23 protein-coding genes are annotated in these 22,662 nt (G+C 68.9%); 16 read left to right on the forward strand and 7 right to left on the reverse strand.

Annotated features, from left to right (window positions below):
* Positions 1–196 precede the first annotated feature (196 nt).
* From AC1VVG_RS12125 to AC1VVG_RS12135, 3 genes are all read right to left on the reverse strand, one after another.
* Entirely contained in the window at positions 197–1,171 is a 975-nt protein-coding gene (locus AC1VVG_RS12125) for a quinone oxidoreductase family protein (protein ID WP_034190771.1), read from the reverse strand.
* A gap of 177 nt (positions 1,172–1,348) precedes the next feature.
* Entirely contained in the window at positions 1,349–1,741 is a 393-nt protein-coding gene (locus AC1VVG_RS12130; RefSeq protein WP_034190770.1) for a methylglyoxal synthase, read from the reverse strand.
* Between the two features lie 56 nt (positions 1,742–1,797).
* Positions 1,798–2,577 (reverse strand): SDR family oxidoreductase, encoded by a 780-nt coding sequence (locus AC1VVG_RS12135; RefSeq protein WP_034190769.1) that lies wholly within the window; start codon positions 2,575–2,577, stop codon positions 1,798–1,800.
* Positions 2,578–2,784: 207 nt separating this feature from the next.
* On the opposite strand from AC1VVG_RS12135, the gene upp reads away from it, so the two are divergent.
* From upp to AC1VVG_RS12200, 13 genes are all read left to right on the forward strand, one after another.
* Complete coding sequence (gene upp / locus AC1VVG_RS12140) at positions 2,785–3,435, forward strand: uracil phosphoribosyltransferase (RefSeq protein WP_006478229.1); 651 nt, start codon at positions 2,785–2,787, stop codon at positions 3,433–3,435.
* Between the two features lie 217 nt (positions 3,436–3,652).
* On the forward strand, positions 3,653–4,381 hold the full coding sequence (locus AC1VVG_RS12145) for a YebC/PmpR family DNA-binding transcriptional regulator (protein ID WP_034190768.1): 729 nt from the start codon (positions 3,653–3,655) through the stop codon (positions 4,379–4,381).
* Between the two features lie 105 nt (positions 4,382–4,486).
* Entirely contained in the window at positions 4,487–5,767 is a 1,281-nt protein-coding gene (gene purD / locus AC1VVG_RS12150; RefSeq protein ID WP_200099166.1) for a phosphoribosylamine--glycine ligase, read from the forward strand.
* A 119-nt stretch (positions 5,768–5,886) separates the two neighbouring features.
* Positions 5,887–6,810: an oxygen-dependent coproporphyrinogen oxidase gene (gene hemF / locus AC1VVG_RS12155; RefSeq protein WP_069705568.1), complete on the forward strand. Its 924-nt coding sequence runs from the start codon at positions 5,887–5,889 to the stop codon at positions 6,808–6,810.
* Positions 6,801–7,544, forward strand: a complete 744-nt coding sequence (locus AC1VVG_RS12160; RefSeq protein ID WP_482835901.1) for a nicotinate-nucleotide adenylyltransferase — start codon at positions 6,801–6,803, stop codon at positions 7,542–7,544. Before hemF ends, AC1VVG_RS12160 begins: the two co-directional genes overlap by 10 nt.
* Before the next feature lie 4 nt (positions 7,545–7,548).
* Entirely contained in the window at positions 7,549–7,998 is a 450-nt protein-coding gene (gene rsfS / locus AC1VVG_RS12165; RefSeq protein ID WP_034190765.1) for a ribosome silencing factor, read from the forward strand.
* A gap of 18 nt (positions 7,999–8,016) precedes the next feature.
* Positions 8,017–8,487 carry a 23S rRNA (pseudouridine(1915)-N(3))-methyltransferase RlmH gene (rlmH, locus tag AC1VVG_RS12170; protein WP_006484265.1) on the forward strand — a complete coding sequence of 157 codons (471 nt, stop codon included), beginning with the start codon at positions 8,017–8,019 and terminating at the stop codon, positions 8,485–8,487.
* Between the two features lie 51 nt (positions 8,488–8,538).
* The gene (locus tag AC1VVG_RS12175; RefSeq protein ID WP_343727805.1) at positions 8,539–9,171 is read left to right on the forward strand and encodes a Maf family protein; all 633 of its coding nucleotides are present in this window, start codon (positions 8,539–8,541) and stop codon (positions 9,169–9,171) included.
* A gap of 8 nt (positions 9,172–9,179) precedes the next feature.
* A complete protein-coding gene (rng, locus tag AC1VVG_RS12180; protein WP_034190763.1) occupies positions 9,180–10,649 on the forward strand; it encodes a ribonuclease G in 1,470 nt (489 codons plus the stop codon).
* A 127-nt stretch (positions 10,650–10,776) separates the two neighbouring features.
* On the forward strand, positions 10,777–11,112 hold the full coding sequence (locus AC1VVG_RS12185; RefSeq protein ID WP_034190762.1) for a YggL 50S ribosome-binding family protein: 336 nt from the start codon (positions 10,777–10,779) through the stop codon (positions 11,110–11,112).
* Positions 11,113–11,379: 267 nt separating this feature from the next.
* Positions 11,380–12,342, forward strand: a complete 963-nt coding sequence (locus AC1VVG_RS12190; protein WP_034190761.1) for a PRC-barrel domain-containing protein — start codon at positions 11,380–11,382, stop codon at positions 12,340–12,342.
* Complete coding sequence (locus AC1VVG_RS12195) at positions 12,339–13,601, forward strand: MFS transporter (RefSeq protein WP_034190760.1); 1,263 nt, start codon at positions 12,339–12,341, stop codon at positions 13,599–13,601. Before AC1VVG_RS12190 ends, AC1VVG_RS12195 begins: the two co-directional genes overlap by 4 nt.
* A gap of 41 nt (positions 13,602–13,642) precedes the next feature.
* Positions 13,643–14,209, forward strand: a complete 567-nt coding sequence (locus tag AC1VVG_RS12200; RefSeq protein ID WP_034190759.1) for an FUSC family protein — start codon at positions 13,643–13,645, stop codon at positions 14,207–14,209.
* 56 nt (positions 14,210–14,265) lie between these two features.
* Here AC1VVG_RS12200 and AC1VVG_RS12205 read toward each other — a convergent pair whose 3' ends face one another.
* A complete protein-coding gene (locus AC1VVG_RS12205) occupies positions 14,266–14,646 on the reverse strand; it encodes an RcnB family protein (protein WP_034190758.1) in 381 nt (126 codons plus the stop codon).
* A gap of 94 nt (positions 14,647–14,740) precedes the next feature.
* A complete protein-coding gene (gene msbA / locus AC1VVG_RS12210; RefSeq protein WP_059558135.1) occupies positions 14,741–16,492 on the reverse strand; it encodes a lipid A export permease/ATP-binding protein MsbA in 1,752 nt (583 codons plus the stop codon).
* 225 nt (positions 16,493–16,717) lie between these two features.
* On the opposite strand from msbA, the gene AC1VVG_RS12215 reads away from it, so the two are divergent.
* The 3 genes from AC1VVG_RS12215 (at position 16,718) to AC1VVG_RS12225 (ending at position 19,853) form a co-directional block, all read left to right on the forward strand.
* Complete coding sequence (locus tag AC1VVG_RS12215; protein ID WP_482835677.1) at positions 16,718–17,470, forward strand: glycosyltransferase family 2 protein; 753 nt, start codon at positions 16,718–16,720, stop codon at positions 17,468–17,470.
* 123 nt (positions 17,471–17,593) lie between these two features.
* Entirely contained in the window at positions 17,594–18,436 is an 843-nt protein-coding gene (locus AC1VVG_RS12220) for a glycosyltransferase family 2 protein (RefSeq protein ID WP_034190755.1), read from the forward strand.
* A 136-nt stretch (positions 18,437–18,572) separates the two neighbouring features.
* Entirely contained in the window at positions 18,573–19,853 is a 1,281-nt protein-coding gene (locus AC1VVG_RS12225; RefSeq protein ID WP_034190754.1) for an O-antigen ligase family protein, read from the forward strand.
* 133 nt (positions 19,854–19,986) lie between these two features.
* Here the strand turns inward: AC1VVG_RS12225 and AC1VVG_RS12230 are convergent, their stop codons facing one another.
* On the reverse strand, positions 19,987–21,165 hold the full coding sequence (locus tag AC1VVG_RS12230; protein WP_482835680.1) for a glycosyltransferase family 9 protein: 1,179 nt from the start codon (positions 21,163–21,165) through the stop codon (positions 19,987–19,989).
* A gap of 163 nt (positions 21,166–21,328) precedes the next feature.
* Positions 21,329–22,414, reverse strand: coding sequence for a glycosyltransferase family 9 protein (locus AC1VVG_RS12235; RefSeq protein WP_049032629.1), 1,086 nt, complete (start codon positions 22,412–22,414; stop codon positions 21,329–21,331).
* Positions 22,415–22,662: the final 248 nt, after the last annotated feature.

Here is a 22,662-nt window from a genome sequence, read left to right on the forward strand (position 1 = left end):
TTTTGTGTTCTCCGTCGTCGAAATCAGACGACTAGAACCTTATGGGAACGCACGTAAAGGACGGGTCAAAGGTATCGGGGCGGATATAAAAAACGTGTAAACACGCGGACGAGGCGAACCGGAGGGCGGGACGGGCGGCGCCGGGGCGCCGCCCGCGAGGGCGCGTGCCGGCGCGGCGCCGGCACGGAGAATCGGGTCAGGGAACGAGGATCGTCGAGCCGGTGGTCTTGCGCGCTTCGAGCTCGGCATGCGCGCGGCCGACTTCCGCGAGCGGATAACGCTGGTTGATGCTGGTCTTCACCTTGCCCGACAGGATCACGTCGAACAGCTCGGCGGCCGCGGATTCGAGATCGGCGCGCTTCGCGATGTACGAGAACAGCGTCGGCCGCGTGAAGAACAGCGACCCGCGCGACGAGAACTCCTTCGAATCGATCGGCGGCAGCGGGCCCGACGCGTTGCCGAAGCTGACGAAATAACCGAGCGGCGCGAGGCAGTCGAGCGAGCCGATGTAGGTGTCCTTGCCGATCGAATCGTAGACGACCGGCACGCCCGCGCCGTGCGTGATCTCCTTCACGCGCTGCGTGAAGTTCTCGCGCGTGTAGACGATCGGATGATCGCAGCCGTGCGCCTTCGCGAGCGCGGCCTTTTCGTCGGAACCGACCGTCCCGATCACGGTCGCGCCCAGCGCCTTCGCCCACTGGCACACGAGCAGGCCGACGCCGCCGGCCGCCGCGTGGATCAGGATCGTGTCGCCGGCCTTCACCGGGTACGTGCGACGCAGCAGGTAGTGCGCGGTCAGGCCCTGCAGCATCACCGATGCCGCATCGTCGTAGCTGATGCCGTCCGGCAGCTTCACGAGCCGCCCGACCGGCATCACGCGCTCCTGCGCATACGCGCCGGGCGGCTGCCCGACATACGCCACGCGGTCGCCGACCTTGAACGCGGTCACGCCGTCGCCGACGGCCGTCACCTCGCCCGCCGCCTCCATCCCGAGGCCGCCGGGCAGCGGTTGCGGATAAAGGCCGGTGCGGAAATACACGTCGATGTAGTTGAGCCCGACCGCGTGCTGCCGGATGCGGACTTCGCCCGCCTGCGGCTCGCCGACCTCGACATCGACCCACTTCATCACCTCCGGGCCGCCCGGCTGGTCGTATCGGATTGCTTTCGGCATCGTTTCGCTCCTCGTCTGTCTATCGGTCAGGAAAAAATCCGGGTCGCCGATGCGCGGGCCGGCCGGTTCATCCAGGAACCGGGCTGCGGGTGCGCATCGAGACGCACGATTCTCGCGCGTTGCCGCCGTGCGTGCATGGCCCTGCCGCCGGCAGGGGCAATCGGGCGCGGCCCACGCCTAGCACACGTCCTGCATGGTGCGCGCCAGATCGTCGAGCAGCATCCGCGCGGTGGCGACGTTGGTCGCGACCGGCACGTCGTGCACGTCGCACGCGCGCACGAGCGCGGTGATGTCGGGATCGTGCGGCTGCGCGGTCATCGGATCGCGCAGGAACACGACGATGTCGACGCGGCCCTCGGCCAGTTCCGCGCCGATCTGCAGGTCGCCGCCGAGCGGGCCCGACAGCTTGCGCTCGACCTCGAGCCCGTGCGCGGCCGCGATGCGGCCGCCCGTCGTGCCCGTCCCGACCAGCCGGCATTGCGCGAGCGTCGCGCGGTATTCGCCCGCGAGCGCGACGATCTCGTCCTTCTTCGCGTCGTGCGCAATCAATGCGATGCGGGGTTTGCTCATCTCCAGTTCCTTCGTCGTCCGGTTGTTGTCGTGATCGTGAATCGAAAAGCCGCGCGTCAGAACGTGCCCGGATACGCGCCGCCGTCGAGCAGCCAGTTCTGCCCGGTGATGTAGCCGGCATGCACGCTGCACAGGAACGCGCATGCCGCGCCGAATTCGGCGCGCGTGCCGAGGCGGCCGGCCGGGATGTCCTTCGTGCGCCGCGCGCGCAGGTCGTCGACCGTCACGCCCTGCGCCCGCGCCGAGGCGGCGAGCGTGGTCGCGATCCGGTCGGTGTCGAACAGCCCCGGCAGCAGGTTGTTGATCGTCACGCCCTGGCCCGCGACCTTGCGCGAGAGCCCCGCGACGAAGCCGGTCAGCCCCGAGCGCGCGCCGTTCGACAGCGCGAGCACGTCGATCGGCGCCTTCACGGCGGAACTGGTGATGTTGACGATGCGGCCGAAGCGGCGCGCGATCATCCCGTCGAGGGTCGCGCGGATCAGCTCGATCGGCGTCAGCATGTTCGACTCGAGCGCGCGGATCCAGTCGTCGTGCGAGAAGTCGCGGAAGTCGCCGGGCGGCGGGCCGCCGGCATTGTTCACGAGAATGTCCGGTTGCGGGCACGCGGCGAGCGCGGCCGCGCGGCCTTCCGGCGTCGTGATGTCGCACGCGACCGGGGTGATCGACACGTTCGACGCCGCGCGGATCTCCTCCGCGGTTTCCTCCAGCGTGTCGCGCGTGCGCGCGACGATCACGAGGTTCACGCCCTCGGCGGCCAGCGCTTCCGCGCAGCCGCGACCGAGCCCCTTGCTCGCCGCGCATACGAGCGCGGTCTTTCCTTCGATACCGAGATCCATCGTCGACTCCCTGGTGGCGACGCGCGCCGGGACGGCCCCGCCGCGCCGGTGGGCGGGCGAACGGGCGGGCGCGGCGCGCGGATTGTCGTGAGACGTCGATAATATCCGGATCATGCGGCGCGCCTTGGTAAAATTGCGGCCATAAGCGGCGGCCGGCGTTCGCCCGCCGCCGCCCCGATCCCCTTTTGCCGCCAAGGCGCCTCCGTCATGAAACAGGACAGCCGTTTCCCGAACCTCTTCATCACCGATCACCCGCTGATCCAGCACAAGCTCACGCACATGCGCGACAAGGACACGTCCACGCGCACGTTCCGCGAACTGCTGCGCGAGATCACGCTGCTGATGGGCTACGAGATCACCCGCAACCTGCCGATCACGACCAAACGGGTCGAAACCCCGCTGGTGGCGGTCGACGCGCCCGTGATCGCGGGCAAGAAACTCGCGATCGTGCCCGTGCTGCGCGCGGGCATCGGGATGTCGGACGGCCTGCTCGACCTGGTGCCGTCCGCACGCGTCGGCCACATCGGCGTGTATCGCGCCGAGGACCACCGCCCGGTCGAATACCTGGTGCGCCTGCCGGACCTCGAGGACCGCATCTTCATCCTGTGCGACCCGATGGTCGCGACCGGCTATTCGGCCGTGCATGCGGTCGACGTACTCAAGCGCCGCAACGTGCCGGCCGCGAACATCATGTTCGTCGCGCTGGTCGCCGCGCCCGAGGGCGTCCAGGTGTTCCAGGACGCGCACCCGGACGTGAAGCTGTTCGTCGCGTCGCTCGATTCGCACCTGAACGAGCACGCGTACATCGTGCCGGGCCTCGGCGACGCGGGCGACCGCCTGTTCGGCACCAAGAACTGAGTGCCCGCACGGCCGCGCGGCGCGCGGTCCGGTCCGCGACGGCCTGCCCGGCCGTTCGGCCAGGCGCGGCGGCCCCGAACCGGCGGTCGCCGCGTGATAAAATCACGATCCACTCGATACGCGCGGCCCCGCGGCTTCATGCCCGCCGACACGGCCGCCGACTCAACGACACACTGAAACAATCGCCCGCGCCGCGCGCCCGGGCACGGAGAAAGGTATGGCTGGTCATTCGAAATGGGCCAACATCAAGCATAAGAAGGCAGCGGCCGACGCGAAGCGCGGCAAGATCTGGACCCGCCTGATCAAGGAAATCCAGGTCGCGGCGCGCCTCGGCGGCGGCGACGTCAACTCGAACCCGCGCCTGCGTCTCGCGGTCGACAAGGCGGCCGACGCGAACATGCCGAAGGACAACGTCAAGCGCGCGATCGATCGCGGCGTCGGCGGCGCGGACGGCGCGAACTACGAAGAGATCCGTTACGAAGGCTACGGCATCAGCGGCGCGGCGATCATCGTCGACACGCTGACCGACAATCGCACGCGTACGGTCGCGGAAGTTCGCCACGCCTTCTCGAAGTTCGGCGGCAACATGGGCACCGACGGCTCGGTCGCGTTCATGTTCGATCACGTCGGCCAGTTCCTGTTCGCGCCCGGCACGTCGGAAGACGCGCTGATGGAAGCCGCGCTCGAAGCCGGCGCGAACGACGTGAACACGAACGACGACGGCTCGATCGAAGTGCTGTGCGACTGGCAGGAATTCTCGAAGGTGAAGGACGCGCTCGAAGCCGGCGGCTTCAAGGCCGAACTCGCCGAAGTGACGATGAAGCCGCAGAACGAAGTCGAATTCACCGGCGACGACGCGGCGAAGATGCAGAAGCTCCTGGACGCGCTCGAGAACCTCGACGACGTGCAGGACGTGTACACGAACGCCGTCATCGTCGAGGAATGAGATGCCGGCCGCCGCTCGCCTGTCGCGGGCGGCGGCCCGACCGATTCCGCGGCCGGCGCGCCTGAGCGTGCCGGCCGCCCTGTTTTCTAGTCTGCGGGGAATCCCATGAAACTACTCGTCGTCGGTTCCGGCGGCCGCGAACATGCGCTGGCGTGGAAGCTCGCGCAGTCGCCGCGCGTCCAGATGGTCTACGTCGCGCCCGGCAATGGCGGCACGGCGCAGGACGAGCGTCTGAAGAACGTCGACATCACGGCGCTCGATGAACTCGCCGATTTCGCGGAAAGCGAAGGCGTCGCGTTCACGCTCGTCGGGCCGGAAGCACCGCTCGCGGCCGGCATCGTCAACCTGTTCCGCGCACGCGGCCTGAAGGTCTTCGGCCCGACCCGCGAAGCCGCGCAGCTCGAAAGCTCGAAGGATTTCGCGAAGGCGTTCATGAAGCGCCACGGCATCCCGACGGCCGACTACGAAACCTTCGCCGACGCGGCCGCCGCCCACGCGTACATCGACGCGAAGGGCGCGCCGATCGTCGTGAAGGCCGACGGCCTCGCGGCCGGCAAGGGCGTCGTGGTCGCGATGACGCTGGAAGAAGCGCACGCAGCCGTCGACATGATGCTGTCGGGCAACAAGCTCGGCGATGCCGGCGCGCGCGTCGTGATCGAGGAATTCCTCGACGGCGAGGAAGCGAGCTTCATCGTGATGGTCGACGGCAAGCACGCGCTGGCGCTGGCTTCGAGCCAGGACCACAAGCGCCTGCTCGACGAAGACCGCGGCCCGAACACCGGCGGCATGGGCGCGTATTCGCCCGCGCCGATCGTCACGCCGCAGATGCACGCACGCGTGATGCGCGAGATCATCATGCCGACCGTGCGCGGGATGGAGAAGGACGGCATCCGCTTCACGGGCTTCCTGTACGCGGGCCTGATGATCGACAAGGACGGCAATCCGCGCACGCTCGAGTTCAACTGCCGGATGGGCGACCCGGAAACGCAGCCGATCATGGCGCGCCTGAAGAGCGATTTCTCGAAGGTCGTCGAGCAGGCGATCGCGGGCACGCTCGACACGGTCGAGCTCGACTGGGACCGTCGCACCGCGCTCGGCGTCGTGCTGGCCGCGCACGGTTATCCGGACGCGCCGCGCAAGGGCGACCGCATCAACGGGATCCCGGCCGAGACCGAACAGGCCGTGACGTTCCATGCGGGCACCACGCTCGGCGACGGCGACAAGCTCGTGACGTCCGGCGGCCGCGTGCTGTGCGTGGTCGGCCTTGCCGATTCCGTGCGCGAAGCGCAGCAGCATGCGTACGACACGATCAACCAGATCAATTTCGAAGGCATGCAGTACCGCCGCGACATCGGCTTCCGCGCGCTCAACCGCAAGAGCGCGTGACGTCGCAATCGCCGCCCCGCCCCCGCGCGGCGGCGGCTCCTCTGCCGGGGTTCGATAGAATGCCCGGCAGAGGCCTTTTTTTACGACCCCCGCTTCGGGCGGGGGCGCCCAGTCCAGACATGACCGATTCGACCTACGACGTGGCGCGCGTGCGCACGTACCTCCAGGGCCTGCAAACACGCATCGCCGACGCGCTCGGCGCGCTCGACGGCACGCCGCTCGCGACCGACACGTGGCAGCGCGGGCCGGCCGAACGCCTGCGCGGCGGCGGCTGCACGCGGATTCTCGAAGGCGGCCGCGTGTTCGAACGCGCGGGGATCGGCTTTTCCGACGTCGCGGGCGACGCGCTGCCGCCGTCGGCGAGCGCGGCGCGCCCGCAGCTCGCGGGCCGCGGCTTCGAGGCGCTCGGCGTGTCGCTGGTACTGCACCCGCGCAATCCGTACTGCCCGACCGTCCACATGAACGTGCGGATGCTGATCGCGACGAAACCGGGCGAGGCGCCCGTGTTCTGGTTCGGCGGCGGCATGGATCTGACACCCGTTTACGGTTTCGAGGACGACGCGCGGCATTTCCACCAGACCTGCAAGGATGCGCTCGACCCGTTCGGCGCCGAACTCTACCCGCGCTTCAAGAAATGGTGCGACGAGTATTTCTTCCTGAAGCACCGCAACGAAATGCGCGGCATCGGCGGGATCTTCTTCGACGATTTCTCCGAGCCCGGTTTCGAACGCTCGTTTGACATGATGCAAAGCGTCGGCGATGCGTTCCTGCAGGCCTACCTGCCGATCGTCGAGCGCCGCGCCGGGCTGCCGTACGGCGAGCGCGAGCGCGACTTCCAGGCGTATCGCCGCGGCCGTTACGTCGAATTCAACCTCGTGTTCGACCGCGGCACGCTGTTCGGCCTGCAAAGCGGCGGCCGGACCGAGTCGATCCTGATGTCGATGCCGCCGGTCGCGAACTGGCGCTACAACTGGCAGCCCGAGCCGGGAACGCCCGAAGCGCGCCTGTACAGCGACTTCATCGTGCCGCGCGACTGGGTGTGAGCCCGCGCGCCCCGCTGCCCCAAGGAAAGGACGCGTTTCTGGACACCACCGCCCGCCCCGCCCCGCTGCCGCGTCGTATCGGCTTGCTGGGCGGTACTTTCGACCCGATCCACGACGGCCATCTCGCGCTCGCGCGCCGGTTCGCCGCGTTGCTCGGCCTGACCGAACTCGTGCTGCTGCCCGCCGGGCAGCCGTACCAGAAGCGCGACGTGTCGGCCGCCGAGCACCGGCTCGCGATGACGCGCGCGGCCGCCGGCTCGCTGTCCCTGCCGGGCGTGACCGTCGCCACCGACGAGATCGAGCACGCCGGCCCGACCTACACGGTCGAGACGCTCGCGCGCTGGCGTGAGCGCATCGGTGCGGATGCCTCGCTGTCGCTGCTGATCGGCGCCGACCAGCTCGTGCGGCTCGACACGTGGCGCGACTGGCGCAAGCTGTTCGACTTCGCGCACATCTGCGTGTCGACGCGCCCGGGTTTCGACCTGGGCACCGCGCCGCCGGACGTCGCGCGGGAAATCGCCGCGCGGCAGGCCGGCGCCGACGTGCTGAAGGCCACGCCGGCCGGCCACCTGCTGATCGATACGACCCTTTCGTTCGACATCGCCGCGACCGACATCCGCGCGCACCTGCGCGAATGCATCGCGCGCCATGCGCAAATGCCCGATGCGTCGGCCGAGCATGTGCCGGCCGCCGTATGGGCCTATATTCTTCAACATCGCCTCTACCATTCCTGAATCCATGGATATTCGCAAACTGCAGCGCGTGATCGTCGACGCCCTCGAAGACGTCAAGGCGCAAGACATCAAGGTGTTCAACACCAGCCATCTGACCGAACTGTTCGACCGCGTGGTCGTCGCATCGGGCACGTCCAACCGCCAGACCAAGGCACTCGCCTCGAGCGTGCGCGACAAGGTCAAGGAAGCCGGCGGCGACATCGTCAGCTCCGAAGGCGAAGACACCGGCGAATGGGTGCTGGTCGATTGCGGCGACGCGGTCGTGCACATCCTGCAGCCGGCCCTGCGCCAGTACTACAACCTCGAGGAAATCTGGGGCGACAAGCCCGTGCGGATGAAGCTCGGCGGCGACAAGGGCCCGAACGGCTTTGCCACGGCCAGCGAAGGCGACGAGGACGACGAGGAAGCCGCGCCCGCACGCCCGGCGCGCAAGACGGCCGCCCGCCGCCGTTAAGCCGTCACGCGTGTTCCGATGAAGCTTTTCATCCTCGCGGTCGGCCACAAGATGCCGGGCTGGATCGCATCCGGCTTCGACGAATACACGAAGCGGATGCCGCCCGAGCTGCGCATCGAGTTGCGCGAAATCAAGCCCGAACTGCGTTCGGGCGGCCGCAGCGCCGAAAGCGTGATGGCGGCCGAGCGGCAGAAGATCGAAGCCGCGCTGCCGAAGGGCGCGCGCCTCGTCGCGCTCGACGAGCGCGGCCGCGACTGGACCACGATGCAGCTCGCGCAGGCGCTGCCCGGCTGGCAGCAGGACGGCCGCGACGTCGCGTTCGTGATCGGCGGCGCCGACGGGCTCGATCCGGAACTGAAAGCGCGCGCCGACGTGCTGCTGCGCATCTCGAGCATGACGCTGCCGCACGGGATGGTGCGCGTGCTGCTCGCCGAACAGCTTTACCGGGCGTGGAGCATCACGCAGAATCACCCCTACCACCGCGCATGACGTGTCGTCCTCGAGACGCGCGCCGCGCGCGCACACCGAGATAACGACACCATGCCGTCCAGCACGTCCCCCGCGCTTTTCCCGATCCTTTACCTCGCTTCCCAAAGCCCGCGCCGCCAGGAGCTGCTGCAGCAGATCGGCGTTCGCTTCGAACTGCTGCTGCCGCGCCCCGACGAAGATGCCGAAGCGCTCGAGGCCGAGCTGCCCGGCGAAGCCGCCGACGCCTACGTGCGGCGCGTGACCATCGCGAAGGCCGAGGCCGCGCGTGCGCGCCTCGTCGCGAGCGGCAAGCCGGCCGCGCCGGTGCTGGTCGCCGACACGACCGTGACGATCGACGGCGCGATCCTCGGCAAGCCGGCCGACGCGGACGACGCACTCGCGATGCTCATGCGCCTCGCGGGCCGCGAACACGCGGTGCTGACCGCCGTCGCCGTGATCGATGCCGGCGGCGAACTGCTGCCGCCCGCGCTGTCGCGCTCGTCGGTGCGTTTCGCGGCCGCGTCGCGCGACGCCTACGCGCGTTACGTCGAAACCGGCGAGCCGTTCGGCAAGGCCGGCGCGTATGCGATCCAGGGACGCGCCGCCGAATTCATCGAGCGGATCGACGGTTCCCATTCGGGTATCATGGGTCTGCCCCTTTTTGAGACCGCGGCGCTGTTGCGCGCCGCGCGTGTCGCCTTCTGAAGCCCACCATGAACGAAGAAATCCTGATCAACCTCACGCCGCAGGAAACGCGGGTCGCACTCGTGCAGCAAGGCGCGGTGCAGGAGCTTCACGTCGAGCGCACGCTGTCGCGCGGGCGGGTCGGCAACATCTATCTCGGCAAGGTCGTGCGCGTGCTGCCGGGCATGCAGTCGGCGTTCATCGATATCGGCCTCGAGCGCGCGGCATTCCTGCACGTCGCCGATATCTGGCATCCGCGCCTCGCCGGCGAACCGCAGTCGGGCACGCCGCACCAGCCGATCGAGAAGATCGTGTTCGAAGGCCAGACGCTGATGGTCCAGGTGATCAAGGATCCGATCGGCACGAAGGGCGCGCGGCTGTCGACGCAGGTCAGTATCGCGGGCCGCACGCTCGTCTACCTGCCGCAGGAGCCGCATATCGGCATCTCGCAGAAGATCGAGAGCGAAGCCGAGCGCGAGGCCGTGCGTGCGCGCCTGACGGCCGTGATCCCGCCGGACGAGAAAGGCGGCTACATCGTGCGCACGATCGCCGAGGATGCGACCTCCGACGAACTGGCCGGCGACGTCACGTACCTGCGCAAGACGTGGGCGACGATCGTCGCGCAGGCGCAGCGCTTGCCGGCGACGAGCCTGCTGTACCAGGATCTCGATCTCGCGCAGCGCGTGCTGCGCGATTTCGCGAACGACGACACGACGCGCATCCAGGTCGATTCGCGCGAGACGTACCAGCGCCTCGCGGAATTCGCGGGGGAGTTCACGCCGGCCGTGAGCCCGAAGCTGCACCACTACACCGGCGAGCGGCCGCTGTTCGACCTGTACAACATCGAGACGGAGATCCAGCGTGCGCTGTCGCGCCGCGTCGACCTGAAGTCGGGCGGCTACCTGATGATCGACCAGACCGAGGCGATGACGACGATCGACGTGAACACGGGCGGCTACGTCGGCGCGCGCAACTTCGACGACACGATCTTCAAGACCAATCTCGAGGCCGCGCATACGATCGCGCGCCAGCTGCGGCTGCGCAATCTCGGCGGGATCATCATCATCGACTTCATCGACATGGAGAACGCCGAGCATCGCGACGCGGTGCTGTCGGAGTTGAAGAAGGCGCTGTCGCGCGACCGCACGCGCGTGACGGTCAACGGCTTCTCGCAGCTCGGGCTCGTCGAGATGACGCGCAAGCGCACGCGCGAATCGCTCGCGCACGTGCTGTGCGAGCCGTGCCCGACCTGCCAGGGCAAGGGCCAGGTCAAGACGTCGCGCACCGTGTGCTACGACATCCTGCGCGAGATCCTGCGCGAGTCGCGGCAGTTCAATCCGCGTGAATTCCGCGTGATCGCCGCGCAGCAGGTGATCGACCTGTTCCTCGACGAAGAGTCGCAGCATCTCGCGATGCTGATCGACTTCATCGGCAAGCCGGTATCGCTGCAGGTCGAGTCGAATTTGAGTCAGGAGCAGTACGATATCGTGCTGATGTAGCGCTCCGCCCCTGCGCCGCCGGCATCGCCGCGCGGCGTCCGGATGCGGTGCCCGGGCCGCTCGCGCCTGTCGCGCCGGCGCCCGCCGCCGCCCTTTCATTCACCCCTTTTCGCATTCATCACCCACCATGAGCCAAGGCCACAACCGCCGCCAGCGCAAGAAACTCCATATCGGCGAGTTCCAGGAACTCGCGTTCAACGCCACCGCGCACTACCGCAACGACATGACCGATCTCGCGCGCGGCGAACTGATCGACGCGTTCATCGACTTCGTCGAGGCGAACGGGCTGATGACCGTCGCATCCGCGGACGAAGGCATCGGCGCCTACGTGATCTCCGGCGCGCCGCGCGGCACGACGACCGACGCCGATCGCGAGCTCGTGCGCGGCTGGCTGGCCGCCCGTCCGGAACTGACGGACGTCAAGGTCAGCGATTTCACCGACGCGTGGTATCCGGACGCCTGACCTTCCGGTTTCCTGCGCCGCGCATCGGGCCATGCGCGGCGCCCGCATCGTCGCCGATGACCGGGCGCCGCGGCGCCGCGCTTCGCTTCACCTCGCCCGCCACCGATCCCTTCCTTTTCCCGACGGTCAGCCTGCGACAAGCCGTCGAAATCGGTCCTGAAAGCAAGACACGTTAAACTCTCACCTCGCGTGGTGCGCCGCCCGCACCCGCCATCCATCGCCAGCCGCGTGCCCTCGGGCCGCCCCCGACCCATGGAGTGAGTGTCAATGAGCGGCGGACTTCCGTTTCCCGCATCCCGCAAGTCGTTGCCGTCCTCGACGGTCTTCCTGATTCTCGCCGCCGTCGCGCTGCTGTCCGGCTGCGGGCTGCTGCCGGTCCAGAACCCGCCCGCGCCGATCAGCGAGGCGCTCGTCGAGCCCATCGAGGAAACCGCCGGCGAGCCGCTGACGATGCCGCCCGTGCCGGCGCCGACGCAACCCGAGGCACCGGAAGCACCGAAGAAGCCGCACCGCGAAGTGACGCGGCCGAAGCCCGTGCAGCGGCCCGAATCGCCGACACCGCCACCGCCGCCGCCCCCGCCGATCGTCGCGACGCGCCCGCTCGACCGCACCCAGATCCACGCGCTGCTCGACAGCGAAGTCGCGCGCCGCAACGGCAAGGTGGTCGGTCGCGCGGTCGACATGGTGGTGGACGGAAGCGGCAAGCCGCGCGAGATGATCGTCAACCTGCAGGGCTTCATGGGCGTCGGCGACCGCAAGGTCGTCTTCCCGTGGAACGTGTTCCGCTTCACGCCGGGCGGCAAACAGGAGCCGATCGTGCTCGACGTGCCGTCGGGCGACCTGCCGCCGGCCGCGCGGCCGAAGGCCGTGCCGCTGTCGGGTTCGGCCGCGGCGTCGCCCGCGACGCGGCTGCCGATGCTCGACAGCGACGTCGAGCGCCCGAACGGCACGAAGATCGGCCGCATCGTCGACGTGCTGATCGACCGCGCCGCGCAGCCGCAGGCGGTCGTGCTCGACCTCGGCGGCCTCGTCAATACCGACCGCCGCTCGATCGCCGCGAGCTGGGGCGCGCTGCGCTTCGTCACGCGCGACAAGGCGCTGCACCCGCAGCTCGACCTGAACGACGCGCAGATCAAGGCGTCGCCGCCCTACGCCGCCGACAAGCCGGTCGTCGCGGTCTACCCGCCCGTCGCGCCGGCCCCGGCTTCCTCTGCGAGTGCTGCCCGATGACGATCAAGCATTCCGTCAGCGTACGCAGTCTGCGGTCCCTCGACTGGCTCAACTTCTTCGTTGCAAACGTTCAAACCGGCTTCGGCCCGTTCATCGCGTCCTACCTCGCATCGCACAAGTGGACGCAGGGCGAAATCGGCATGGTGCTGTCGATCGGCACGATCAGCGCGATGGTCAGCCAGGTGCCGGGCGGCGCGGCCGTCGATGCGCTGAAGAACAAGAAAGGCGCGGCCGCCTGGGCGATCGCGGCCATCATCCTGTCGGCGGTGCTGCTCGCGTCGAGCCCGACGATCGTGCCGGTGATCGCCGCCGAGGTATTCCACGGTTTCGCGAGCTGCATGCTCGTGCCGGCGATGGCCGCGATCTCGTTCTCGCTCGTCGGCCGCGCCGACCTCGGCGACCGGCTCGGCCGCAACGCGCGCTGGGCATCGATCGGCAGTGCGGTCGCGGCAGGCCTGATGGGGCTCACCGGCGAATACTTCTCCGCGCGCGCGGTGTTCTGGCTGACCGCCGTGCTGGCGCTGCCCGCGCTGTTCGCGCTCGCGATGATCCAGCCGACCCACGAAGTGATCCCGCAATCGTCGAAGCCCGACGATCACCACGACGAAGCCGGCGAACGCGAAACGCTGCTCGAACTGCTGCGCGACCGCCGGATGCTGATCTTCGCGGCGTGCGTCGTGCTGTTCCACCTGTCGAACGCGGCGATGCTGAACCTCGCGGCCGGCGAAGTCACGGCCGGGATGGGCGAGAATGTGCAGCTCGTGATCGCCGCGTGCATCATCGTGCCGCAGGCGATCGTCGCGATGCTGTCGCCGTGGGTCGGCCGCTCCGCGCAACGCTGGGGGCGCCGGCCGATCCTGCTGCTCGGCTTCTCCGCGCTGCCCGTGCGCGCGCTGCTGTTCGCCGGCGTGAGCAGCCCGTACCTGCTCGTGCCGGTGCAGATGCTCGACGGCATCAGCGCCGCCGTGTTCGGCGTGATGCTGCCGCTGATCGCGGCCGACGTCGCGGGCGGCAAGGGCCGCTACAACCTGTGCATCGGGCTGTTCGGGCTCGCGGCCGGAATCGGCGCGACCCTCAGCACGGCCGCGGCCGGCTACGTCGCCGATCACTTCGGCAACGCGGTCAGCTTCTTCGGGCTCGCGGGCGCCGGCGCGCTCGCGGTGCTGCTGGTCTGGCTCGTGATGCCCGAAACGCGTGTCGCAAACGGCGAGGCGGCGGCCGACGAGCCGGCTGCCGCCTCGCCCGAACAGGCGCACTGAACGCGGCGCGCCGCCGTTACCCGCTTCTTGGCCGACTCACGATGGATACGATCAGGACACTCAACGAAGCCCGCCAGCAAATCCAGCAGTCGATCTTCGATCTGTTCAAGGGGCTGTCATTCAGCGAACGGCTCGCGCAAGGCGGGCTGATGGCGCTCCAGGCCGTCTGCGGCGCGTGCCTCGCGTATGCGATCGGCCGCGCGATGCATACCGAGCAGGCCGTATGGGCGGCGATCACCGCGATCGCCGTCACGCAGCACAACTACTCGGACACGATGTCGCTGTCGCGCGACCAGTTCATCGGCGCAATGGTCGGCGGCATGCTGGGCTTCGCCGGTGCGGCGGTCGGCGGCGATCGCCTCGTCACGTATGCGATCACGGTCGCGGTCGTGATCGTCTGCTGCTGGTGCCTGAACGTCGGCAGCGCGGCACGGCTCGGCGGCGTGACCGCGACGATCGTGATGCTGTTCCCGGGCAACGGCCCGCTGTGGGACATCCCGCTGGTGCGGCTCGGCGAAGTGACGCTCGGCACCGTCTGTGCGCTGGGCGTGTGCTGGGTGATGTCGAGAATCGAGCGGCGCTGGTTCCGCCGCGCGCAAGCGAAGTGACGCGGCTGCCCGGCGCGCATCGCGGCATCGCGATACGTGCCGGGCGCTCGGCAAGGTCAGTCGCCGATCCGCAGCACGATGCCGGAACCGATCTGCACCAGCAGGTGATCCCCGCCGACGCCAACCCATTGATAGCCGCGCGGCGGCGGGCTCAGGCGATAGCCGCGCCAGTCGTCGATCACGTACTGGCGATCGCGGAATTCGGGGGGAAGCCGGTCCCCCTTGTGCCACTCGCGGCGCGGCTGGTCGGCCCAGCGCGGCGGCACGTCGTCCTCATGGCGCATCTGGCCGGGCGGCATGTGTTTCGGGCCGTGGCCATGCTGCATGCCGTGGCCGCCCCGGTCGTCGTGGTTGCCGTGGTCCTGCGCCATCGCGGCCGGCGCGGCGCAACCCGCCGCGATCATCGCGGCCAGCATCATCCCGTGCATCTTCCTCATCGCGCTCTCCCTCCGTGTCGTCACGTCGAACGAAACCACTCGAACTGCCCGATGAAGACTAGCACACGGCACCGCGCGGCCGCATGACCGCGCGTTACGCGGCCTGCTGCTGGTACTGGATCCGGTGCAGGTGCGCGTAGAGGCCGCCGTGGCGCAGCAGTTCGTCATGGCTGCCCTCCTCGACGATCTTGCCGGCCTCGAGCACGAGGATGCGGTCCGCACGCTCGATCGTCGACAGCCGGTGCGCGATCACGAGCGTCGTGCGGCCTTCCATCAGCCGTTCGAGCGCGGCCTGCACGTGGCGCTCCGATTCCGAGTCGAGCGCCGACGTCGCTTCGTCGAGGATCAGGATCGGCGCGTCCTTGTAGATCGCGCGCGCGATCGCGAGCCGCTGGCGCTGGCCGCCGGACAGCCGCATCCCGTTGCCGCCGACGAGCGTGTCGAGGCCCTCGGGCATCGCGGCGACCGCATCGGCAAGGTTGGCGGCCTCGAGTGCGGCCTGCACGCGCGCGCGATCGGGCGTCTGCCCGTACGCGACGTTCGCGGCGATCGTGTCGTTGAACAGCACGACGTCCTGGCTGACCATCGCCATCTGGCCGCGCAGCGCATGGAGGTCGTAGTCGGAAACCGGCACGCCGTCGACCAGGATCGCACCGTCGGTCGGGTCGAAGAAGCGCGGCAGCAGGTTCACGAGCGTCGTCTTGCCGCTGCCGGACGGGCCGGCCAGCGCGATCATCTCGCCCGGCGCGACCTTGAACGAGATGCGGTCGAGCGTCGGCCGCTCGGCCGCGCCGTAGTCGAACGACACGTTGCGGAATTCGATCTCGCCGCGCGCGTGCGTCAGCGGCCGGCCGCCGCCCTGCGGTTCGGCCGGCTCGTCGATCAGCCCGAAGATCAGCTCGGCGGCCGTCATCCCGCGCTGCAGCGGCTGGTTGACGTCGATCAGGTGCTTGAGCGGCGAGATCACCAGCAGCATCGACGTGACGAACGCGACGAAACCGCCGACCGTCGTCTGGTCGTTCGACGACTGCACGACCGCGATCGTGATCACGACCGCGAGCGCGATCGACGCGAGGAACTGCGTGAGCGGCTGCGCGAGGCCGCCCGAGATCGTCATGCGCATCGCGTAGCCGCGCAGGCGCTTGCTCATCGTCGTGAAGCGGTCCATCTCGTACGCTTCGCCGTTGTGCACCTTGACGACCTTGTAGCCGCCGACCGTCTCCTCGACGATGTACGACAACTCGTTGGTGAGCGTCTGGTGCTCGCGGTTCAGGCGGCGCAGGCGGCGGTTGATCTTGCTGACGAGCCAGCCGATGCCGGGCAGGATCACCGCGACGATCAGCGTGAGCCGCCAGTTCAGGTAGAACAGATAGCCGAGCAGGAAGATCACGGTCAGCGAATCGCGCACGAGCGTGACCATCACGCCGGTCAGCACCGACAGGATCTGGTTGACCTCGAACACGATCGCGTTGATCACCGTGCTGGCGGTTTCGCGCTGGAAGAACGACGCGCCGGTGTGGAGCATCCGCTGGAACATCTCGAGCCGCAGTTGCAGCAGGATGCGGTTCGATACGTAGTTGAGCAGGTAATTCGACGTGTACTGCGACACGCCGCGTACGAGCGCGAGGCCGATCACCGCGATCGGCACGTACCATTTCGCGTTGTCGCTGCCGTGCGCGCCGAAACCGTGGTCGAGCAGCGGCTTGAGCAGCGCCGGGATACCGGCCTCGGTGGCCGCGACGACGCCCATCGTCATCACGGCGAGCACCACGATGCCGATCAGCGGCCGGATGTACGGCCACAGGCGCTTGAGGACCGTGACCGGCGAGGTGCCGGTGCCGTCCATCGGTTTGCGAAGTGTGTTCTGGGTTTCCAAGGCAATCCTTCTTGAGCCGCGATGCGGCGCCCGGCGCGTGGCCGCCCGGGCGTTCGCCCCTGTCGGGCGGGTGCCTAAAAGGGCCCAACATTATAGCCGCACCGCCCCCGCCGGCATGGGCAGGGACGATGCGGCCGGCGGCCGGGCCGCGGGTATACTGCCGCTCACCGATTTCACCGCCTTTCCGACGATTTCATGGCTGAACCCTCCCTCGGCGTCGCCCTCATCGCCCTCAACGCGTCCGCACGGCTCGCGCAGTGCCTCGGCGCGCTGTCGTTCGCCGACGTCGTCGTCGTCATCGACGGCGGCAGCACCGACGATACCGTCGCGATCGCGCAGGCGCACGGCGCGCGCGTGATCGTCGAGCGCGACTGGCCGGGCTTCGGCCCGCAGAAGAACCGCGCGCTCGACGCGCTCGGCACCGACTGGATCCTGTCGCTCGATACCGACGAAGTCGTCACGCCGGAACTCGCCCGGTCGATTCGCGACGCGATCCGCGCGCCGGCCGCCCAGGTCTATGCGGTCGACCGGCTGTCGAGCTTCTGCGGCCAGTGGATCCATCACAGCGGCTGGTATCCGGACTGGGTGCCGCGCCTGTTCCGGCGCGGCACCGCGCGGTTCTCGGACGACCTCGTGCACGAGCGCCTCGTGTTCGACGGCGCCGCGCAGCGCCTGGCCGGCAAGCTGATGCACTATTCGTACGAGGACTTCGAGACCGTCGTGCGCAAGCTCGACGCGTATTCGACGGCCGGCGCGCGCCAGCGCCGCGCGGCCGGCCAGCGCGGCGGCTTCGGCAAGGCGCTCGCGCGCGGCGCGTGGGCGTTCGTGCGCACCTACGTGCTGCGGCGCGGGTTCCTCGACGGTCGCGCCGGCTTCATGATCGCCGTATTCAACGCGGAAACCGTGTATTACCGCTTCCTGAAGCTCGGCCACGAAGCCGCGCGCTGAGCGCCCGCCCCGCACACCGCCGGCGTGCGGGCGGCCCGGCGTTACAATGCCGGGCTGCCCGCGCCGCGCGTGCCCGCCCGAAGGCGCCGCCGCCCGCCACGACGACCACCGAATCCGACCGCCATGTTCTCCATCATCATTCCGACCTGGAACAACCTGCCGTACCTCAAGCTCGTCGTCGACAGCCTGCGCCGCCACTCCGCGTACGATCACCAGATCATCGTGCACGTGAACGACGGCTCGGACGGCACGCTCGACTGGGTGCGCGGCGAAGGCATCGAACACACCGCGTCACCGGCCAATATCGGCATCTGCCATGCGGTGAACCTGGCCGCCGCCCGGGCGACGCGCGATTACGTCGTCTACATGAACGACGACATGTTCTGCTGCCCCGGCTGGGACACGGCCCTCGTGCGCCGTATCGAGCAGATGCCGACCGATCTCTTCATGCTGTCGGGCACGATGGTCGAGCCGGTCGACACGCGCAACCCGTGCGTCGTCGTCAGCAATTTCGGCCGTGACGCCGAGCAATTCGACGCGGCGGGCCTCGTCGCCGCGACGCCGAAGCTCGCCCGCGCGGACTGGCTCGGGTCGACCTGGCCGCCGACGCTCGTGCACCGCGACTGGTGGAACCGCATCGGCGGCTACAGCAGCGAACTGTCGCCCGGCATGAGCAGCGACAACGACTTCTCGATGAAATTCTGGGACGCCGGCTGCCGGATCTTCCTCGGCGTCGGCGACAGCCTCGTCTATCACTTCCAGCAGAAGAGCACGGGCAAGATCGTCAAGAACGACGGCCGCCGCCAGTTTCTCAATAAATGGGGCATGACCCAGGCGACGTTCGACCGCTACTATCTGCATCGCGGCGAGCCCGCCGGCCCGAACATCACGCTCGACACGCCGGCCGTGGAAGGCCGCCTGAAGCGCGCGCTGCTGCGCTCGCGGATCAAGCGCGCCTTCAGCTGATCGGGCCCCGAAAACGACACGGAAACCCGTCCCGCTTCGCGTATACTTTGCGGTTCGTCCCGAATCTCCCGTCGGGACGCGCGGCGACGTGCAGCAGGATGTCCGCCAGCCGCATTCGTCCATTCGACAGGTTCCGATGCTTTCGTTTTCCGCTCCCGCCTCGCGGCGCCTGACCGCCGCACGCGCATTCGCCGTTGCCGCGCTCTGCATGGTGCCCGTCTCGACCGCGCTGACCAATGTGTTCTGCGGGCTGTTCGCCGCCGCGCTCGTGATCTCTCCCGAATTCTGGCGCAACCTGCGCTCGTTCTTCACCGATCCGGCTTCGCTCGCGGCACTGCTGATCCTCGCGGCGCTGGCCGTCAGCGTCACGTACACGATCGCGCCGCACAACAAGGCATGGAACTGGGTCGCGAAGTACGACAAGCTGCTGTTGCTGCCATTTGCCGTGCTCGCGTTCCGTCATTCGAACTGGGCGCCGATCGTGCAGCGCTGCTGGTTCGGCACGCTGTGCGTCATCCTGTTGCTGTCGACGACCAACTATCTCGGGTTGACCGCGATCGGGCCCGCATATGCGTCCGCGCTGCCGGTATCGCGCGCGTGGGTGTTCAAGAACCACATCGCCGCCGGCATGTTCGGCGCACTGCTGTTCTACCAGGCTGCGGATCTCGCGCTGGCGGCTCGCACGGCGCTGTCGCGCATTGCCTATGCGGTTGTCGCCGCATGGACGCTCGTCAACGTGTTCGTGATGCTGCAGGGACGCACGGGGCAGGTCATCGCGCTACTGCTGATTCTCGTTGTCGCGGTGCGTTTCGTGCTGTTGCTGCGTCGGCAGTCGGCGCTGCGCGCCGGGCTGGCCGCCGGCGTGCTCGTCCTGTCCGGCATTGCACTCGTCGTCGCAGCGTGTACGGTTCACAACGGCCGGCTCGCGGAGGTCGTGACGGAAGTGCAGCAATATCGGCAGAGCGATGCCGTCACGTCATCCGGCCTGCGCCTCGAATGGTACAAGAGAGGGCTCGAGCTGTTCAGCCAGCGCCCCGTGATCGGCTACGGTGCGGGCGGCCTCGAGGTCGAGTTCCAGAAGCTCTCGGCCGGCAAGACGGCGGCCGAAGGCCAGCTCACGTCGAACCCGCACAACGAATACCTGCTGATGGCCGTCCAGCTCGGCTCGGTCGGCCTGCTGCTGTTCGTCAACCTGATCGTGCAGATCGCGCGCGGCAGCCGCGCGCTCGATCCGCGCTCGCGGCACCTGCTGCTCGGGTGGCTCGCGATCTTCGCGATCGGCAGTCTCGCGAACTCGCTGCTGCTCGATTTCGCCGAAGGGCACCTGATCGTGCTGCTGGCCGGCATCCTGCTCGGTTGCGGCGAACGCAGCGAGGCGTTGCCGCGCGAAACGTCGGCGATCCGGCGCAGCGCGTAACGCATGACGAAACGGGTTCCGCTGCCGGCCCGCTCCGGCGGCAGCGCCCGCACATCACGCCGACGCGAGCGGGCTGCGCCGCCTCGGCACGGCGCCCCTTCGAAAGCGGAAAAGCGCGCGCCTCGCGCGCACGTCAGTCGGACCCGGCGCGAGGCAGTCGCGACGTGTCGACGATCGCGTGGGCCACACCCGGCGGATTCAGCCCGAGCATCTCGGCCGCCGCGGCCTTCACGCGCTGCGCGCCGAGATTGGCGAGGCAGTCGCTGCGGCTGTCGACCTTGCGCTCGCAGCCTTCGTGCCGGCACGGCACGCAATCGCCCTCCCCCTGCAGCAGCCATACATTCCCGTGCCGTCCCGAGCCGCGCAACGGCCAGGGATTCTCGGTCGCGGGCCAGTGCTGCGGCCACGGCCCCCAGCGCACCGGATCGGACGGGCCGAACAGCGCGATCGTGTCGGTGCCCGTCGCGGCCGCCACGTGGGTCGCGCCAGTGTCGGGCCCGATGAAGAGCCGCGCGCGCCGCACGAGCTCCGCGCTCTCGCCGAACGTCAGCCGGCCGACCAGGTTCAGCACGTCGCCGCCCGCTTCGGCCGCGACCTGCTCCGCATACTCGCGTTCGCTGTCCGCCGGCCCGCCCGACAGCGCGACCGCGAAGCCGTGCTCGCGCATCCAGCCGATCATCTCGACCCAGCCGTCGAGCCGCCATTGCTTGTAGCGGAACATCGGATACGGATGCAGGACGACCAGCGGCTGGCCGGCGCGAATCGCCGGCGACTCCGCGAGCCGCGCGTCGAAGCGCGCGCGCCGCGCGGGATCGTCGCCGATGCCGGGCGCAACGACCTCGGACACCGGCTCGATGCCGATCACCGGCGCGAGTGCGAGCGTGCTGACGACCGTATGCGCGGATGCGTGATGATTGATCGCGATCCCGTTCAGCATCATTCGCGTGAGCCATGTGACACGATCCGGATCGACGAGGCCGACCCGCTTGCGGCCGGCGAACCAGCTGTAGAAACGCGGCCGGTCGGAACTCAGCGCCGCGCACGCGAGATCGTAGCGGCGCCACATCGACAACGCGTCACGCAGCCGCTCGCGGAATCCCGCTCGCTGCGCGACGACGATCACGCGGCGTACGTCGGGATTGTGCTCGAGCACCCCCTCGGTGCCGCGAAATACCAGCATGTCGATCTGCGCATCCGGCCAGCGGGCCTTCAGCGAACGGACGAGCGGCGTCGTCAGCAGGACGTCGCCGATCCGGCGCGGCGCGGCAACGAGGATGGTTCTGGGCGGGCGGGCAGAAGAAAACAGGGCCACGGCGATCGATCTGTCTAGCTGGCTGAACAAGGCTGGCAATGTACAGGATTTTGCCGCAGCCGGCGCAGCGTGGCGCACCGGCCGTGCATGCCGTCCCGAAACGGCCCTGATGCGGCCCCGCCGGCGGGCCGCGCCCACCGTCAGCGCCGGTTGGGTGCGCCCGCTACGACGCGATCGTCGCGATCGCGGGCGCGGCGGCAGCCGGCTGCTCGTGTCCCGCAGCGGCCACCGGCTCGTCGCGATGGCCGGCCCGCGGCAGCAGATGGCGCACCGCCCGCTCGACCGCGTCGACGCCGATCGCGTCGACGGTCGCGCCGGCGCGCAGGATCACATGCGGCACGCCGAGCGGGTGCCAGCGCAGGTATTTCTCGGGGCGGTCCTCGAACAGCGCGGCGACCGGCACGCCGAGCGCCGACGCGAGATGCACGGGCGCGCTGTCGGCCGACACGATCACGTCGAGCAGGCTCGCGGCAGCCATCAGTTCGGCAACCGACGACGGCGCCACGTGCCGCGCATTCACGTCGCGCCACGCATCGTCCTCGCCGCACGTGCCGATCGCCGGGTCGCGGAACACGATCACGTCGGCGCACGGTGCAAGCCGCAGGCCGAGGTCGCGCCAGCGGTCCGCGGGCCAGCGGCGCTCGACCGCCTTGTTCGACACGAACAATCCGACGCGCGGCTTCGTGCGCGCGCCGAGCAGGCGGTACCACGTGTCCTGCAGCGTACGGTCGGGATGAACCGACAGTTCGAGGCGGTCGAGATCGGCACGGCCCAGTTCGGGCACCAGCCGGAAACCCGACAGCGCCTCGTGACACATCTGCCGCTGCGCAACGTGCTCGGGCTTGCGATCGTCGAATTCGCTGTCGGCATCGTGCCAGCGGCAATCCTTCGCGCGAAGCTGGCGCGCGAACTGCATGCTGCTGCGATGCATGCCGCCGTTCGGGACGACCACGAGGTCGAACCGCAGGCGACGCAGGCGGCGCACGAGCCGCAGCCGGTCGAAGAATGCGCGCATCCGCCCGGGACGGTCGTTGCGCTCGCACTGGCGGCTGTACACGTAGGTGTGGACCGCGTGCACGTCCGGGTTGCCGGCCAGCGCGGCCGCGTTGTAGCGGTTCGCGACCACATGGAGCTCCGCACCGGGCCAACGCGCCTTCAGCGCGCCGAGAAACGCCGTTGTACACAGCATGTCGCCGAGAAAATCAATCCGGATCACGAGGATCCGCCGCGTCGGGTTCCCATTGGCCATGGTCATGTGGTGACAGTCAGTTTTTTATCGTCGCGACGGGCCGTTCCACGGCATCCCGATCCAGGGTGATCCTGTCGCGCGTCCCGCAGACCGCCCCCGTGCATGCACACGACACACGACGGCGGTGCCGTTCGCCGCGCGAACCCGCGGCAGGCGCCGCATACATGCGGCCAGCGCGCGATTGTATAGCGTCCGGATGACCGGCCCAAGGCCCGATTACCCTCGGATGAAAGAAAACGGCCCGCCGC

Source organism: Burkholderia sp. L-4 (genome assembly GCF_056856535.1).

Bases quoted from the DNA above. Each gene is read 5' to 3' on its own strand.
- AC1VVG_RS12125 (WP_034190771.1), bottom strand. From the start codon at position 1,171: ATGCCGAAAGCAATCCGATACGACCAGCCGGGCGGCCCGGAGGTGATG.
- AC1VVG_RS12130 (WP_034190770.1), bottom strand. From the start codon at position 1,741: ATGAGCAAACCCCGCATCGCATTGATTGCGCACGACGCGAAGAAGGAC.
- AC1VVG_RS12135 (WP_034190769.1), bottom strand. From the start codon at position 2,577: ATGGATCTCGGTATCGAAGGAAAGACCGCGCTCGTATGCGCGGCGAGC.
- upp (WP_006478229.1), top strand. From the start codon at position 2,785: ATGAAACAGGACAGCCGTTTCCCGAACCTCTTCATCACCGATCACCCG.
- AC1VVG_RS12145 (WP_034190768.1), top strand. From the start codon at position 3,653: ATGGCTGGTCATTCGAAATGGGCCAACATCAAGCATAAGAAGGCAGCG.
- purD (WP_200099166.1), top strand. From the start codon at position 4,487: ATGAAACTACTCGTCGTCGGTTCCGGCGGCCGCGAACATGCGCTGGCG.
- hemF (WP_069705568.1), top strand. From the start codon at position 5,887: ATGACCGATTCGACCTACGACGTGGCGCGCGTGCGCACGTACCTCCAG.
- rsfS (WP_034190765.1), top strand. From the start codon at position 7,549: ATGGATATTCGCAAACTGCAGCGCGTGATCGTCGACGCCCTCGAAGAC.
- rlmH (WP_006484265.1), top strand. From the start codon at position 8,017: ATGAAGCTTTTCATCCTCGCGGTCGGCCACAAGATGCCGGGCTGGATC.
- AC1VVG_RS12175 (WP_343727805.1), top strand. From the start codon at position 8,539: ATGCCGTCCAGCACGTCCCCCGCGCTTTTCCCGATCCTTTACCTCGCT.
- rng (WP_034190763.1), top strand. From the start codon at position 9,180: ATGAACGAAGAAATCCTGATCAACCTCACGCCGCAGGAAACGCGGGTC.
- AC1VVG_RS12185 (WP_034190762.1), top strand. From the start codon at position 10,777: ATGAGCCAAGGCCACAACCGCCGCCAGCGCAAGAAACTCCATATCGGC.
- AC1VVG_RS12190 (WP_034190761.1), top strand. From the start codon at position 11,380: ATGAGCGGCGGACTTCCGTTTCCCGCATCCCGCAAGTCGTTGCCGTCC.
- AC1VVG_RS12195 (WP_034190760.1), top strand. From the start codon at position 12,339: ATGACGATCAAGCATTCCGTCAGCGTACGCAGTCTGCGGTCCCTCGAC.
- AC1VVG_RS12200 (WP_034190759.1), top strand. From the start codon at position 13,643: ATGGATACGATCAGGACACTCAACGAAGCCCGCCAGCAAATCCAGCAG.
- AC1VVG_RS12205 (WP_034190758.1), bottom strand. From the start codon at position 14,646: ATGAGGAAGATGCACGGGATGATGCTGGCCGCGATGATCGCGGCGGGT.
- msbA (WP_059558135.1), bottom strand. From the start codon at position 16,492: ATGGACGGCACCGGCACCTCGCCGGTCACGGTCCTCAAGCGCCTGTGG.
- AC1VVG_RS12215 (WP_482835677.1), top strand. From the start codon at position 16,718: ATGGCTGAACCCTCCCTCGGCGTCGCCCTCATCGCCCTCAACGCGTCC.
- AC1VVG_RS12220 (WP_034190755.1), top strand. From the start codon at position 17,594: ATGTTCTCCATCATCATTCCGACCTGGAACAACCTGCCGTACCTCAAG.
- AC1VVG_RS12225 (WP_034190754.1), top strand. From the start codon at position 18,573: ATGCTTTCGTTTTCCGCTCCCGCCTCGCGGCGCCTGACCGCCGCACGC.
- AC1VVG_RS12235 (WP_049032629.1), bottom strand. From the start codon at position 22,414: ATGGCCAATGGGAACCCGACGCGGCGGATCCTCGTGATCCGGATTGAT.